The following is a 15,134-nucleotide window of genomic DNA, read 5'->3' as shown; positions in this document are numbered from 1 at the left end:
GCCCCGGCCCCCTCACCCGCGCAGTCAGCCCACCCACCCCACGGGAACCACCCTCTGAAACTCTGCCCGCCATGACCTCGCACCTGCCCTTGTCCTCCGATCATTGGCACCCGCCCCGGCCTTCACCGGTCCACCGCTGGCCCGCCGAATGGAAACTGCTCGGCACCGCCATCCTCCTGCTCGGAACTGCCCTCCAACCCGGCCTGAACCTCGCGTGGTTCGCACCGGTCTGGGCCGGACTCATCGCCGTCGCCTGCCTGGGAAAGATCCCGTTTACCTTCATCCTGCGCAGGGTCCTCTGGCTCTCGCCCCTCATCGCAGGTGTCGCCCTGGCCGCAGCATGGCGACCCTCCAACCATCCCGGCTGGCAGATCCTCACCATCAAAAGCGTCACCAGCCTCTGTGCCGTGATCCTCATGGCCAATACCACACCCTTCCCTCACGTCCTGCGCGTGCTGAAACGACTCCGCACCCCCCACCTCCTCGTCACCACCATCGCGCTCCTGCACCGTTACCTTTTCGTGCTCGCCAGTGAAACCGAGCGCATGCAACGCGCCCGCGCCGCCCGCACCTTTCAACCCCGACCCGACCGGCTCTGGCAACTGCAGGCGTCCGTCATCGCCCGCCTTTTCATCCGCGCCAGCGAGCGCGCCACCCGCATCTACCAGGCCATGTTGGCCCGCGGCTGGTCATGAACCCCGCCCTCGAAATCCATCAGCTCCACTACCGCTACCACGACGGCACCGAAGCCCTCCGCGGTATCAGCCTCTCCATTCAACCGGGCGAATGCGTCGGCCTGCTCGGCCCCAACGGCTCCGGCAAATCCACCCTCCTCCTCCACATCAACGGGATCCTGCCCGAACACGGCCGGCCCGACGGCCAGGTCCGCGTCTTCGGCCGGGACGTCTGCCCGGAAAACCTCCCATGGATCCGACAACACGTCGGACTGCTCTTCCAGGATCCGGACGACCAACTCTTCTGCCCCACCGTCGCCGAAGACGTCGCCTTCGGCCCCCAACAACTCAACCTGCCCGAAGCCGAAATCCAGCACCGCGTCGAACAAGCCCTCGCCGCCGTCGCCATGACCCACCTTGCCGACCGCCCCACCCACCACCTCAGCCACGGTGAAAAACGCCGCGCCTGCCTGGCCGGCCTGCTCGCCTGTCAACCCGACCTGCTCGTCCTGGACGAACCCACCAGCGGACTCGACCCGCGCGGCCGCCGCGAACTCAAAAACCTCCTCCAGTCCCTGCCCGGCACCAAACTCATCGCCACTCACGACCTCGAACTGGCCGTCCAACTCTGCCCGCGATCCATCCTTCTCGACCAGGGCCGCGTCGTGGCCGACGGCCCCACTGTCGAGCTCCTCAACAACGAGCCCCTCATGCTCGCCCACGGCCTGGAACGACCCCACATCCTCCTCCATCCTCATCCGCACCCATCTCATGTGGAACCTCGAGCCTCTTGATCACCTGCCCAAACCGGCCCTCTACCACCAACTGGCCGTCGCCCTCTCCCACCTCCTGCACGGCGAACGCGATTTCCTCGCCAACGCCGCCAACACCGCCGCACTCCTCTTCCACACCCTGCCCGACCTCAACTGGGTCGGCCTCTACCGCTGGATTGAGCCCGAACTGGTCCTGGGCCCGTTCCAGGGCAAGCCCGCCTGTGTCCGCATCCCACTCGGTCGCGGCGTCTGCGGCACCGCCGCCGCCCAACGCAAAACCGTGGTCGTCCCCGACGTCCACGCCTTCCCCGGCCACATCGCCTGTGACCCCGCCTCTCGCTCCGAAATCGTCATCCCCCTCCTCGTCGGCACCCAACTGATCGGGGTCTGGGACATGGACAGCCCCAAACCCCATCGCTTCGACGAAACCGATCGCCTGGGCTTGGAACGCCTCATGCAAATCCTCCTCCACGCCTCCTGGCCCGACCCTGTCCCCCTCCCCGAACCCCGCCCCTTGACAGAAGCCCCACCCCATCCCCATACCCGACCCGGTCCATGAAACGTGTGCCCGAACCCGAACTGATGACCGAAACCGAGCAGGCCCGGGCCTACGCACAGGCCGATTTCTCCGAACCCCACAGCCGTTACGTGGAACTCTTCCTCCAAACCTTCCCCGATCGCCCCCGCCGCGCATCCGTCCTCGACCTCGGCTGCGGCCCCGGCGATGTCACCCGACGATTCGCCCGCGCCTGCCCCCACTACCGATTCCTCGGCGTCGACGGCTCACCGGCCATGCTCCGCCTGGCCCGCCGCCTCACCGCCCGCGAACCCGACCTGCACCAACGCATCCGATACCGCCTCGGACGCCTCCCCCAAGCCCGCATCCCGCGGGGCCCCTACGACATCATCGTGGCCACCAGTTTCCTCCACCACCTGCCCGATCCCATGGTCCTCTGGCACGCCATCCGCAAATACGGACGCCCGGGCACCCTCGTCCTCGTGGCCGACCTTCGCCGACCCCGCTCCCCCGCCCACGCCCGCCAACTCGTCCAACGCTACGCCGCCGGCGAACCCCGAGTCCTCCAGCGCGATTTCTATCGCTCCCTCCTCGCCGCCTTCACCCCCTCCGAAGTCCGCCAACAGCTCCGTGCGGCCCAACTCCACACACTCACCGTGCGGGTCATCAGTGACCGGCACCTCCTCGTGACCGGGCGGCTGCCTGATTGACCCCCTGCCACAACCACGGCCCCGGCCCCCACCCGGTTGCTAGCTGGCCGCCTGCCGCTTCCCGGTTGCCTCCAAACCCGTCCCGGCCTATGCCAGACCTGTCATGAGCGCCGAACTCGAACTGCTCCAGGTTCCACCGGCCGTCGTGCCGCCGCTCGACCCGGGCTTCCGTCCCATCGCCCTGGCCTACCGGCGCTTCATCGCCGCCGCCGCAGCCTGTCCCCATCCAACCTCCGTCACACTCGCCCTCGAACAACCCAACGGCCTCGTCTCCCATCACGTCATTCCCCTGTTCCCGCCCGGCCACCCGCACGCCCACGCCAACTTCGCCTTCCTCGAACGCGTCCTCAAAACCCTGCTCTGGGCCCGCGGCGGATGGCGATTGTACCTCAACGCCCCCACCGACCTCGTCGATCAGCTCCGCGCCCACTACCACCACACCCCCACCGGACGTTTCGACGCCGAGACCATCGCCCACCGCATCTACGATCGCCCGTTCGAAATCGTCCCCACCCCGAACCCGCCCCCGGAGCGCAAATCCCACATCCGCATCGGCCGGCACCTGGAAGGTTGCCGGATCGGTTTCGACCTCGGCGGCAGCGACCGCAAGGTCGCCGCCGTCGTCCACGGCCAGGTCCTCTTTTCCGAAGAAGTCCCGTGGAACCCCTGCGCCCAACCGGATCCGCAATACCACTTCGAAGGCATCATGGACTCGCTCCAAAGCGCCGCCAAACGCCTGCCCCGAGTGGATGCCATCGGCGGCAGCGCCGCCGGCGTCTACGTCAACAACCAGGTCAAGGTCGCCTCCCTCTTTCGCAGTGTGCCACCCGACCTCTTCGAAACCCGCGTCCGGAACCTGTTTATCGAAATCCAGCAGGCCTGGGGTAACGTCCCCTTCGTCGTCCTCAACGACGGCGAAGTCACCGCACTGGCCGGTTCCATCATCCTCCAGCAGTCAGCCGTCCTCGGCCTGGCCATGGGCACCAGTACGGCCGGCGGTTGGGTCAACCCGGAAGGCCACCTCACCTCATGGCTCAACGAACTGGCTTTCGTCCCGATTGATCTCCAACCCTCCGCTCCCCGGGACGATTGGTCCGGCGACCAGGGCGTCTGTGCCCAGTACCTCTCCCAGCAGGCCGTCGGCCGGCTCCTCAAACCCGCCGGCCTCCAACTGCCCAAACCGCTCTCCCTGCCCGAAACCCTCGAGTACGTTCAGGCGCTCCTCGAGCAACGCAACCCCGCAGCACAGCTCATCTTCGAAACCATCGGTGTCTACCTGGGCTATCAGATTGCATACCTGGCCGGGTTTTATCCCCTCCGCCACGTGCTGGTCCTCGGCCGCGTCACCACCGGACCCGCCGGCCAAATCCTTATCCAACGCGCCCAACAGGTCCTCCAAACCGAGTTTCCCGACCTCGCCGCCACGATTACACTCCACCTGCCCGACGAACGGTTCAAACGCCACGGACAGGCCATCGCAGCCGCCAGTTTACCCGAAACACAACCCACACCGAATCCAACATGAACACACCCTGGCTCAACTGGATCCGTAACCTCGAAGCATGGTGGACCGAAGGCAACCGCCTGCCGCTCGGCCCCCACCCAACCACTGTCACACCCCCACCCCTGCCCCCCAACGCACCCTGTGCCCTCTTCTTCGCCCCACACCCGGATGACGAATCCATCACCGGCGCCCTCGCCCTTCGCCTCCGCAACGAAGCCGGCCTCCGCATCGTCAACGTCGCCGTCACCCTCGGCAGCCACAAACAACACCGCGCCCGACGCCTCGCCGAACTCCGCAACGCCTGCGCCGTCCTGGGTTTCGACCTCGAACTCTCCGCCCCCGAGGGCTTCGAACGTGTCACACCGGAAGCCCGGCAATCCGACCCCGGCCACTGGAACTCCCTCACCATCCAGGTCGCCGAACTCATCCGCCGGCACCGACCCCGGGTCCTCTTCTGCCCCCACGACCGCGACGGCCACCCCACGCACATCGGCACCCATCACCTCGTCGTGGACGCACTCCAACAGCTCCAGCCACCCTGGGACGGCCTCGTCATCGAAACCGAATTCTGGTCCCCCATGGAAAACCCCAACCTCATGGTCGAGATCAGCCCCGAACAGCTCGCCACCATCCTCGCCGCCACCACCTGTCACGTCGGCGAAGTCCAGCGCAACCCCTACCACCTCCGCCTCCCCGCCTGGATGATGGACAACGTGCGCCGTGGCGCCGAACGCATCGCAGGGTTTGGCACCGCAGCCCCCAACTTCCTCTTCGCCCAGCTCTTCCGCATACGCCGCCGCAAGGACCACCAGTGGCATCCCGTCCGCCCCGCACAAAATCTGTTGCCCGCAACCACCTCCGCCGCCACGCTGCTGGCCGAAAACGCGGCGCCCTGAACCGGCCCCGGCCCCGGACACCGGTCACCAACCCGGAACGCGGCCGGGCCGGAGCGCCGTCAACCGCCACGCGATCCGGCACCATGACAAGGCTCAACTGCCATATCATCCCGGCGGCAGAACCGGACTCCAAACGGTTGCTGCTGATGATGCACGGCCTGGGCGACAGTCACGAAGGCTACCTCTGGCTGCCCGACGCCCTCCAACTGCCCTGGCTGCACTTCGCCCTGCCCGACGCTCCCGACGCCTACTACGGCGGGTACTCCTGGTTCGATATCTTCGGAAACCCCGTGCCCGGCGTCCGCCGCAGCTACCAGCTCCTCCACGACCTCCTCCAGGAACTTCACCACCGCGGCTGGCCCCCGGACCAAATGATCGTCGGCGGATTCTCCCAGGGCGGCCTCATGGCCATCGAAGTCGCCCTCCGCTACCCACACCGCATCGCAGGCGCCCTCTGCATCAGCGGCGCCGTCTGCGAACCCGAAACCCTCATCCGCGAAGCCTCACCCGCCGCACGCCAGCAACGCATCCTCGCCACCCACGGCCGCTATGACGACATCCTCCCCATACACATCACCCGTCGCCAGATCCAGCAACTTCAACAGGCCGGTTTCCCCATCACCTGGATCGAGCTCGAAAAAGCCCACACCATCGCGGGCCAAACCGAACTGCAGCTCATCCGCGATTTCATCCTCTCCTGCTACGAATCCGAAGCCCCCGCGCCTCAGCCCCAGCAGTCATAGCAGCCACGCCCCAACCCCAACCCAATCGGCCCCGCCAGCCACCCCCAAAAACCCGGGCATTCCCCCCGACGGAAGCCCGCCACGCTTCACACCCACCACACCAGCCCGCAAACCCGCCGCCGTCCCCCGCCCACAAGCCGGGCCTCTCACTTCTTCTCGCTCTCCTTGCCCACGTACTTCCGCGTGGCCGTGTCCACCCGCACCCGCTCGCCCTTGTCCAAAAAGAGCGGCACCATGATCTCCAAACCCGTCTCCAACACCGCCGGCTTCCACGTCGCATCCGATCCGCCCCGGATCGGCGGCGCCGTCTCCGTAATCGTCAGCGTCACCTGCGGCGGCAACACGATGTCCAGCAGCTTCCCGTCCAAAAACAACGCCTTGTACTCCTCGTTCTCCTTCAAAAACACACGCCGATCCCCCACCTGATCCGCCGTCAACACCAGCTCCTCAAACGTCTCGGAGTCCAAAAACACATACTCGTCCCCCTGCGCATAACTGTACTGCACCGTCCGATGCTGCACCTCCGCCACCGGAACCCGCTCCGTGTCCGTAAACGTCCGCTCCAAAAACCGACCCGTCCGCAAATGCCGCAACCGCGCGTGAATCTTGTGCTTCGTCTGCGCAGTCCCCGTGACCTGCAACTCCTCAATCACATGCGGTGCTCCATCCAGCACCAGCACCATCCCCTTCTTGAACTCAGATGGCAAAACGGTCTGCATAGGCTCCGCCCCCAATGTGCGCCCACACCCCAACCGCCGTCAACGACCGAACCGTGCCACCCCGCCCGGGAAAAGTGCCCCGGATCCGGATACACGGCCATCCCCCGGAGTAGGACGCAGCCGGCTCGACAGGGGCTGCCGCCCATCACTACCGACCCTCCCCATCGCCGTTGTTCAGGTTCGGACGTAGAAACCGGGGCGGCGCCGGCTCCGGAAGGATTACGCCGCGCCGGGGCGTAAGCCCCATGGCCAACCCAGGGCTGCAAAATCCTCGGGATCGCGCCTTCCACTCGACGCCTTCAACCCATCCCCTGCCTGACCCCCGGTGGGCAAAGCCCACGGACAGGCTTTCATAAGCGTGACTCAACTTACACTGACTATACACAAGTTTGACGTGCGCCCAAACTCCTCCTACCTTCGCGTGCGTCAGGCGTAAAATCGCCCGGCGTACCTCGGGTGTCAGGCAAAGGGCATGAAAACTCTGGCGTGTTTCTTTACGTCTTCGGTGGGACGTAAGTTCCTGATGGCCGCCAGCGGTGGGTTGTTGTTCCTGTTCGTCGTCGCCCACCTGCTGGGGAACCTGCAGATCTTTCTACCCCCGGAGGCCATCAATAGTTACGCTCAATACCTTCAGTCCCATCCGATCCTGATCTGGCCGGCCCGCCTCATCCTGCTGGCCCTGGTGGCCATCCACATCTGGGCCGCCATCACCCTTACGCGGGAAAACCGGGCCGCCCGACCTGTCGAGTACTGGGGCCGACCCGCCCCCTACGGTGCCAGTCTGGCCTCCCGGACAATGATGGTCAGCGGCGTCGCCATCGCCGCTTTCGTCATCTACCACCTGCTCCACTACACCTTGGTCATCGAGGGCATCAGCGGAGCCAGGGTCTCCCTCCGCGAGCTCAAGGCCCACCACGATGTCTACGCCATGATGGTCGCCGGGTTCAGCGTCTGGTATGTCTCCCTCGTCTACATCATTGGCGTCGGCGCCCTCTGCTGGCACCTCGGCCACGGCCTCGCCGCCATGTTTCAGTCCCTCGGCCTCAAAAACGACGTCTACCGGCCCTGCATCGACCGGGCCGCCCGGGTGGTGGCCCTGCTGATTTTCCTGGGGTACAGCTCCATCCCGGTCGCAGTGCTCGCCGGTCACGGCCGCGAGCATCTCAACCAAACCATCCAGCGCATTTCCAACCGTACCCTCCTCACCCCGCAACCCGAAGCTCCAAATCTTCATCACCGCTGATCGCTCGGTACCATGGCAACGCTCAACGCCCATATCCCCTCCGGCCCCCTGGCGCAAAAATGGACGCGACATCGCAATGAGTCGCGTCTCATCAGCCCCGCCAACAAACGAAAATACAAGATCATCGTCGTCGGCGCCGGCCTGGCCGGGGCCTCCGCCTCGGCGGCCCTCGCCGAGCTCGGCTACGAGGTCCACAACTTTGTCTACCACGATTCCCCCCGGCGCGCCCACTCCGTCGCCGCCCAGGGCGGCATCAACGCCGCCAAGAACTATCAAAATGACGGGGACTCCGTCTGGCGACTCTTCTACGACACCATCAAGGGCGGCGACTTCCGGGCCCGCGAAGCCAACGTCTACCGCCTGGCCGAGGTCTCCGTCCAAATCATCGACCATTGCGTGGCTCTCGGCGTCCCCTTCGCACGCGAATACGGCGGCCTCCTCGACAACCGCTCCTTCGGCGGGGCCCAGGTCTCCCGCACCTTCTACGCCCGCGGTCAGACCGGCCAGCAACTCCTCTTGGGCGCCTACTCCGCCCTCTGCCGCATGATCGCCGCCGGCCAGGTCAAATCCTACACTCACACGGAAATGCTCGACCTCGTCGTCGTGGACGGCCACGCCAAGGGCATCATCGCTCGCGACCTCCGCACCGGCCGCATCACCCGCCACAACGCCGACGCCGTCGTCCTGGCCACCGGCGGCTACGCCAACGTCTTCTACCTCTCCACCAACGCCCTCAACTCCAACGCAACCGCCATCTGGCGCGCCTACAAACGCGGGGCCTGCTTCGCCAACCCCTGCTTCACCCAAATCCACCCCACCTGTATCCCCGTCAGCGGTGAGTACCAGTCCAAACTCACCCTCATGAGCGAATCCCTCCGCAACGACGGTCGCATCTGGGTCCCCAAACGCCCCGAAGACTGCCGCAAACACCCCAATGACATTCCCGAAAGCGACCGCGACTACTACCTCGAACGCATGTACCCCGCCTACGGCAACCTTTGCCCCCGCGACATCGCCAGCCGCGCCGCCAAAAAAGTCTGCGACGAAGGCCGCGGCGTCGGCCCCGGTGGCCGCGGCGTCTACCTCGACTTTTCCGACGCCATCAAACGCCTCGGCATCGCCAAAATCCGCGAGCGCTACGGCAACCTCTTCGACATGTACCACGAAATCACCGGCGAAGACGCTTACCAGGTCCCCATGCGCATCTACCCCGCCGTTCACTACACCATGGGCGGCCTTTGGGTGGATTACAACCTCATGAGCAACCTGCCCGGGCTCTTCGTCATCGGCGAGGCCAACTTCTCCGACCACGGCGCCAACCGGCTCGGCGCCAGCGCCCTCATGCAGGGACTGGCCGACGGCTTCTTCATCCTACCCCTGACCATCGGCAACTACCTCGCCAACGTCAACCCGGCCCAACGCCCCTCCACCGACCACCCCGCCTTCGCCGACGCCGAACAAGAAGTCACCCGGCGCCTTCAACGCCTGCTCAACAGCCGTGGCAAACGCACCCCCACCGATTTCCATCGCGAGCTCGGCCGCCTCCTCTGGGACCACTGCGGCATGGCCCGCAACAAAAACGGTCTCGAATTCGCCCTCCGCCGCATCCCCGAACTCCGCGACCAGTTCTGGCACGACGTCAACGTCCCCGGCGAAGCCTCCTCCCTCAATCAGGCCCTCGAAAAGGCCAACCGCGTCGCCGACTTCCTCGAACTGGCCGAACTCATGTGCCTCGACGCCCTCCACCGCGAGGAAAGTTGCGGCGGCCACTTCCGCGAGGAACATCAACTCCCCGACGGCGAGGCCAAACGAGACGACGAACACTTCGCCTACGTCGCCGCATGGGAATACGCCGGCCCCGACCGCGCCCCCATCCTAAACAAGGAACCGCTCGTCTACGAAGAGGTCCGCATGACCACCCGCAGCTACAAATAACCTTGGCCCTGTCACCCTGCGATTTCATCGCCTCCCTCTTGCAGCCATGAAAGTCACACTCAAAGTCTGGCGCCAAAAAGACGCTCAAAGCCCGGGACGATTCGTCACCTACGTAACCCCGGAGCTCAATCCCAACATGTCCTTCCTCGAAATGCTGGACGTGGTCAACGAGGACCTCATCCGGCGCGGCGAGGAACCCATCGCGTTCGACCACGACTGCCGCGAGGGCATCTGCGGAACCTGCTCCCTCGTCATCAATGGCAAACCCCACGGACCCCACCGCGGCGTCACCACCTGCCAGACCTACATGCGCAGCTTCAAGGACGGCGACACCATCGTCATCGAACCCTTCCGCGCCCGCGCCTTCCCCGTCATCAAGGACCTCATCGTGGACCGCAGCGCCCTCGACCGCATCCTGTGGGCCGGCGGCTTCATCAGCGTCCGTACCGGCAGCGCCCCCGAAGCCAACAGCATCCCCATCCCCAAGGAAACCGCCGAACGCGCCATGGACGCCGCCCAATGCATCGGCTGCGGCGCCTGCGTCGCCGCCTGCAAAAACGCCAGCGCCATGCTCTTCGTCGCCGCCAAAATCTCCCACCTCGGCCTCCTACCCCAGGGTCAGCCCGAACGCTGGCGCCGCGCCCGCGCCATGATCGAACAAATGGACCGTGAAGGCTTCGGCGCCTGCACCGTCACCGGCTCCTGCGAAGCCGTCTGCCCCAAGGGCATCAGCCTCGAATTCATCGCACGCATGAACCGCGACTACGCCGTCGCCCTCCTCAAGGGCGATCCCCCCGCCCGCACCGCCGCCGCCCTTTGAAACCGACCCCGAACAGACCCTTCCCCGCCGCCGGCCGCCCCTCCATCGCCACACCCGCCAGGCGACCGTTGCCCCCGCATCCGCTCGTCGCCGTCATCGCCCTCCAACCCCTCCCCGGCTCCCCGCTCTACGCCGGATCCCACACCGCCATCCTCAACCAGGCCCTCGCCGACGCCCGCCTCTACGCCAACGCGGGCGTGGACGCTCTCCTCATCGAAAACAGTTACGATCTCCCCTACACCCGACCGCCCCTGCCCGCACCCGCCGTCCGCCTCGTCACCCGCATCGCCCGCCAGCTCCGCAGCCAATTCCCCGGCCCCATCGGCATCCAGCTCCTCGAAGCCGCCAACCGAACCGCACTCGAAGTCGCCGCCGAGGCCGACCTCGACTTCCTCCGCGTCGAGGGCTACGTGTTCGCCCACATCGGCGGCGCCGGACTCATCGAAGGCTGCGCCGGCCAACTCCTCCGCCTCCGACGCCAATGGCACGTCGAACACATCCGCATCTTTGCTGACCTCAAGAAAAAACATTGCAGCCACGCACTCACCGCCGATCTGGACCTCGTGGACGAACTCAAACAGGCCGAATTCTTCCTCGTCGACGGCGTCGTCGTCACCGGACCCCGCACCGGTGAACCCCCGGCACTGGCCCTACTCCGCCGCGTCCGACGCCACGCCCACGTCCCCGTCTGGATCGGCTCCGGCATCACCCCGCAAAACCTCCCCCGCTACTTCCCCCACGCCGACGGTTTCATCGTCGGCTCCACCTTCCGAGCCCGCGGCGATTTCCTCGCCCCACTGGATCCCGGGCGCCTCCACGCCTTCCTCAACACCTGGCGCCGCTGTTGCAAACCCGTCAACCCGACCGACTGACCCCGACCCGGCCCGGATCCGCCCGCGCACCGCCTACCAATACCGTTCCAAGTGCACCTGCCCGGGCACATCCTTCCGATGCTCCCGATACCCCTCTCCCGCCAACAACTTCACCATCTCGTCAATCATCGCCGGGTTCCCGCACAAAAATACGTGCGTGTGCTGCGGCGACGGCGCAAAACCCCAGCCCTCCGCAATCAATCCCGAACGCCACACATCCTGCACGTGCCCCACCAAACCGTTCCAGGGCGGAACCGACCCCTGCGGCCGCGACACCACCGGCAAATACAACAAATGCCGGTACCGCCGCGCCATGTCCTCCAACTCGTTCCGGTACCCCAGGTCCGATGGATACCGCGCCCCGTGAATCACCGCCGTGCGCCGCTGCGAGCTCTCCGCCAAATGCGTCCGTAACATGCTCATGTACGGCGCCAGCCCCGTCCCCGTCGCCACCAACACCAGATGCGCGTCCGCCGGCACATGCCGCAACGTGAACATCCCGCTGAACCTCGGACTCAGCCACAGCCGATCCCCCACATGCAGCCGAAACAGCCGTGGCGTCAACGCACCCGACCGCACCAAAGCCAGATAAAACTCCAAATACTCGTTCTGCTTCGACGACGACGCGATCGAATACGCACGCCGGATCCATTGATGCGGCGGCGCCGGCGGATTCTCCGGATCCGCCTCCGCCACCCGCGGCGCCGACCCCGGCAACCCCAACACCGCAAACTGTCCCGGCTCAAACGGCGGCAAAGGCCATCCCTCCGGCGCCACCCGCAAAATGATCAACCCCGGCGCCACTTCATGCCGCAACACCACTCGCGCATTGTAGTCCATAAACGCTGCTTTACCCGACTCGCTGTGCCCGCCCCAGTCTATCCAGGCCGCCTCAGCCCGAAAGACCTTTCACCACCAAGCCCTTCCAGCCAACCCGCCCGTCCCGAAACCACCCGCCACCACGATCATCCCGGTACCTCCGCAATCCTGACCACCAACCACGTGCCCGGCCCGGCCTTCCGCAGACGCTCCATGCCCCCCCAAATGAAGCACCCCGCCGCGCAGGTCTCCCCCCGGCCCGGCCGGGCCACCCCGGGCCCGAGAGACCACACCGCAACCCCTCGCCATCACCGCCGTTCCCTCACACAATGAAGTGCCCCCCCAAATCCCGGAGACCGTGGTTACCTGCACAAATCCCGGCCACCATCCCCCGCGACAACCCGCCAGGTCCCTCCAGCAAAGCACCGCGCCCCGACCCGGAACCCCCAAGAAGATGCGGCATCCGTCAAACAGTCCGGACATGCTGGGAAACAGGCGGGAGCGTGTTTCCGAAAAACCCTCGGAACCCGGCAAAATCGCAACACGGCCACGGCCCACAAGCATCTACGAACCGGCCCCATGATTGACACACAACCCCCGCACCCCAGATCATTCATCCCATGAGCGACATCATCTATCCGCGCAGTCCCCGAGAGGTGATGGACGGGTGGATGCACCTGCCCAGGTACATCGACAAAATCCGGCTCTATCTGGCCGGACGGTTGCACCCCGATTACCTCCCCAACCTGGGCAAGGGATTCGATGCACTCTGGCTCAAATACGCCGGCCTTACCCACGAACAAATGGTCGAGGTCGTCCGCAACTCCATCATCGACGGACAGGTCTGCGACTGGGTCCGCCAAAACGTCAAAGTCCCCCCCGAAGTCAAAGCCGCACACCGGGAGGAAATGCTCAGTTACCCGCGTCCCGACGACGCCGAAGGCCAGGCCCGACTCCGATGGCGCAAAGAACAGTCCGGCCTCGCCCATCGCGACGACATCCGCACCTTTGTGGACTACATTGACGCCGACGAAAAACGCATCTGAACCGCCGGCGTAACACCACCCGACCGTGAACAACTGGACCGACCGCCACTGGTTTCTCCTGGCCGTCATCGCCTACGGCCTCGCCACCTTCTGGTCCGTCTTCCTCTGGCGACGCGGCCTCCGCCGCCACGACCACATCAACTACCTCCTGCTGGCCCTCGGTTTCCTCCTCCACACCTGGGCCCTGCTCCAACGCGGCATGAGCCTTCAGCACTGCCCGGTGCGCAACCTCTACGAAGCCACGGCGTTCGTGGGCTGGAGCGTCCTTCTGGCCTACCTCCTCTTCGGACTCTGGCCGCGCATGCAGTCCCTCGGCGTACTGGTGGCACCCCTGCAACTGGCCCTGGGCGTCTTTGCCCTCATGCCCGGGCTGGACACCCCGTCCGGCCCCATGCTCCAAACCAATCGCGTCCTGGAAAGCCTCCACGCCACCTTCGCCCTACTCGCCTACGGCGCGCTCGGGCTCGGCGCCACCGCCGCCGGCCTGTACCTGATCCAGGCCCACGACCTCAAACTCCGAAAACTCCGGGCCGTCCTCGCCCTGCTGCCCCCCATCGAACGGCTCGAGCGTGTGGCCCGACGCCTCACCCAAATCAGCTGGGCCCTGCTCACCCTCGCCCTGGCCCTCGGCAGCCGCCTGAACCCACCACCCGGCACCCGGTTCGCCGGCGACCCCAAGGTCCTCTGGTCGGTCCTCCTCTGGGCCGCCTGCGCCGCCCTCCTCCTCTGGCACTGGCGCGGGTTGTCCTCACGCCGCTTTGCCTGGGGGCTGGTGGGCATCTTTGCCTTCGTCCTGCTCACCTTCTGGGGGACCAACCTCATGTCCCCCCTCCACCACCCATGAACGGGCGAGTCCCACACCATCCATCCCCGGCCAGCATCCTCGTCATGGGCCTCAACCACCGAACCGCCCCGGTGGCCATCCGCGAACGGCTCGCCTTCGCCGAAGCCCGAATCCCCGCCGCACTCCAAACCCTCCGCGAATCCCACATCGCCGAGGAAGCCGTCATCCTCAGCACCTGCAACCGCGTCGAAATCTACGTCGCCACCCGCCTGCCCTCGGACCTCGCCTTCCAGGACCTCCAGGAATTTCTGAGCCGTTGCCACGAGTACCACGACCCGCTCACCGACCACCTCTACCGCTACACCGAACCCCAAAGCGTTGAACACCTCTTCCGCGTCGCCTGCGGACTCGATTCCATGGTCCTCGGTGAAACCGAAATCCTCGGCCAGCTCAAGGACGCCTACGAACTGGCCCGCCGCGGCGGCTTCACCGGACCCCGCCTCAACAAGGCCTTCCAAAAGGCCTTTCAGGTGGCCAAACAAATCCGAACCGAAACCCTCATCCAACGCGGCAGCACCTCCGTCGCCAACGTCGCCGTCGAACTGGCCGAACGCCTCTTCAGCTCCCTCCGCCATTGCACCGTCCTGGTCATCGGCGCCGGCGACACCAGCGAAAAAGTCGCACGCGCCCTCGTGTCTCGCGGCGCAGGCCGACTCTGGGTCACCAACCGCACCCACCAACGCGCCGAAGCCCTCGCCGCCACACTCGGCGGCCAGGCCATCCGCTTCGAAGACTGGCCCGCCGCCTTCCCCCAAATCGACATCGTCATCAGCAGCACCGCCTCCCCCACCCCCATCCTCGACCGGGCCCGGCTCGAACCATGGATGCGCCACCGCCCCCACCGGCCCCTCCTGCTCATCGACATCGCCGTCCCCCGCGACATCGACCCCTCCGTGGACGAACTCGACGACGTCTACCTCTACAACGTGGACGATCTCCAGGCCATCGCCGACGATTACGTCCGCCAGCGCCAGGCCGAAGTCGCCCGATGCGAATCCATCATCCGCGAAAAGGTCCGC

The 15,134-nt window shown here is 65.9% G+C and carries 16 protein-coding genes; 14 read left to right on the top strand and 2 right to left on the bottom strand.

Annotated elements, in window-relative coordinates:
- Positions 1 to 71: 71 nt before the first annotated feature.
- The 7 genes from G4L39_RS06915 (at position 72) to G4L39_RS06885 (ending at position 5,817) form a co-directional block, all read left to right on the top strand.
- Entirely contained in the window at positions 72 to 695 is a 624-nt protein-coding gene (locus G4L39_RS06915; RefSeq protein ID WP_165106960.1) for an energy-coupling factor transporter transmembrane component T family protein, read from the top strand.
- A complete protein-coding gene (locus G4L39_RS06910; protein ID WP_165106959.1) occupies positions 692 to 1,468 on the top strand; it encodes an energy-coupling factor ABC transporter ATP-binding protein in 777 nt (258 codons plus the stop codon). The genes G4L39_RS06915 and G4L39_RS06910 overlap by 4 nt, the downstream gene beginning before the upstream one ends.
- Entirely contained in the window at positions 1,446 to 2,006 is a 561-nt protein-coding gene (locus G4L39_RS06905) for a GAF domain-containing protein (RefSeq protein WP_165106957.1), read from the top strand. Before G4L39_RS06910 ends, G4L39_RS06905 begins: the two co-directional genes overlap by 23 nt.
- Positions 2,003 to 2,674 (top strand): class I SAM-dependent methyltransferase, encoded by a 672-nt coding sequence (locus tag G4L39_RS06900; protein WP_165106955.1) that lies wholly within the window; start codon positions 2,003 to 2,005, stop codon positions 2,672 to 2,674. The genes G4L39_RS06905 and G4L39_RS06900 overlap by 4 nt, the downstream gene beginning before the upstream one ends.
- A 103-nt stretch (positions 2,675 to 2,777) precedes the next feature.
- Positions 2,778 to 4,199, top strand: coding sequence for an ROK family protein (locus G4L39_RS06895; protein WP_165106953.1), 1,422 nt, complete (start codon positions 2,778 to 2,780; stop codon positions 4,197 to 4,199).
- Positions 4,196 to 5,074: a PIG-L deacetylase family protein gene (locus G4L39_RS06890; protein ID WP_165106952.1), complete on the top strand. Its 879-nt coding sequence runs from the start codon at positions 4,196 to 4,198 to the stop codon at positions 5,072 to 5,074. Before G4L39_RS06895 ends, G4L39_RS06890 begins: the two co-directional genes overlap by 4 nt.
- 83 nt (positions 5,075 to 5,157) lie before the next feature.
- A complete protein-coding gene (locus G4L39_RS06885; RefSeq protein ID WP_165106950.1) occupies positions 5,158 to 5,817 on the top strand; it encodes an alpha/beta hydrolase in 660 nt (219 codons plus the stop codon).
- 146 nt (positions 5,818 to 5,963) lie between these two features.
- On the opposite strand, the gene G4L39_RS06880 is transcribed toward G4L39_RS06885, so the two are convergent.
- Positions 5,964 to 6,536 carry an elongation factor P gene (locus G4L39_RS06880; protein ID WP_165106949.1) on the bottom strand — a complete coding sequence of 191 codons (573 nt, stop codon included), beginning with the start codon at positions 6,534 to 6,536 and terminating at the stop codon, positions 5,964 to 5,966.
- A gap of 472 nt (positions 6,537 to 7,008) precedes the next feature.
- On the opposite strand from G4L39_RS06880, the gene G4L39_RS06875 reads away from it, so the two are divergent.
- The 4 genes from G4L39_RS06875 to G4L39_RS06860 all read left to right on the top strand — a co-directional run bounded on the left by G4L39_RS06875 (position 7,009) and on the right by G4L39_RS06860 (position 11,406).
- Positions 7,009 to 7,779, top strand: a complete 771-nt coding sequence (locus G4L39_RS06875) for a succinate dehydrogenase cytochrome b subunit (RefSeq protein WP_165106948.1) — start codon at positions 7,009 to 7,011, stop codon at positions 7,777 to 7,779.
- Between the two features lie 12 nt (positions 7,780 to 7,791).
- Entirely contained in the window at positions 7,792 to 9,714 is a 1,923-nt protein-coding gene (locus tag G4L39_RS06870; protein ID WP_165106946.1) for a fumarate reductase/succinate dehydrogenase flavoprotein subunit, read from the top strand.
- A 46-nt stretch (positions 9,715 to 9,760) separates the two neighbouring features.
- Positions 9,761 to 10,534 carry a succinate dehydrogenase/fumarate reductase iron-sulfur subunit gene (locus G4L39_RS06865; RefSeq protein WP_165106945.1) on the top strand — a complete coding sequence of 258 codons (774 nt, stop codon included), beginning with the start codon at positions 9,761 to 9,763 and terminating at the stop codon, positions 10,532 to 10,534.
- A gap of 68 nt (positions 10,535 to 10,602) precedes the next feature.
- Positions 10,603 to 11,406, top strand: a complete 804-nt coding sequence (locus G4L39_RS06860) for a BtpA/SgcQ family protein (RefSeq protein WP_165106943.1) — start codon at positions 10,603 to 10,605, stop codon at positions 11,404 to 11,406.
- Positions 11,407 to 11,439: 33 nt separating this feature from the next.
- Here the strand turns inward: G4L39_RS06860 and G4L39_RS06855 are convergent, their stop codons facing one another.
- Positions 11,440 to 12,246 (bottom strand): ferredoxin--NADP reductase, encoded by an 807-nt coding sequence (locus G4L39_RS06855; RefSeq protein ID WP_165106942.1) that lies wholly within the window; start codon positions 12,244 to 12,246, stop codon positions 11,440 to 11,442.
- A gap of 599 nt (positions 12,247 to 12,845) precedes the next feature.
- On the opposite strand from G4L39_RS06855, the gene G4L39_RS06850 reads away from it, so the two are divergent.
- From G4L39_RS06850 to hemA, 3 genes are all read left to right on the top strand, one after another.
- Positions 12,846 to 13,271, top strand: coding sequence for a DUF5069 domain-containing protein (locus G4L39_RS06850; protein WP_165106940.1), 426 nt, complete (start codon positions 12,846 to 12,848; stop codon positions 13,269 to 13,271).
- 25 nt (positions 13,272 to 13,296) lie between these two features.
- Positions 13,297 to 14,115: a cytochrome c biogenesis protein CcsA gene (ccsA, locus tag G4L39_RS06845; RefSeq protein ID WP_165106939.1), complete on the top strand. Its 819-nt coding sequence runs from the start codon at positions 13,297 to 13,299 to the stop codon at positions 14,113 to 14,115.
- The coding region (hemA, locus tag G4L39_RS06840; protein ID WP_165106937.1) for a glutamyl-tRNA reductase at positions 14,112 to 15,134 on the top strand (1,023 nt) is incomplete at its 3' end. The genes ccsA and hemA, both read left to right, overlap by 4 nt.

This window comes from Limisphaera ngatamarikiensis (genome assembly GCF_011044775.1).
In the GTDB taxonomy this organism is placed as follows: Bacteria; Verrucomicrobiota; Verrucomicrobiia; order Limisphaerales; family Limisphaeraceae; genus Limisphaera; species Limisphaera ngatamarikiensis.
The sequence above is the reverse complement of the archived record's forward strand: the minus strand, read 5'-3'. Positions and strand labels throughout refer to the sequence as shown.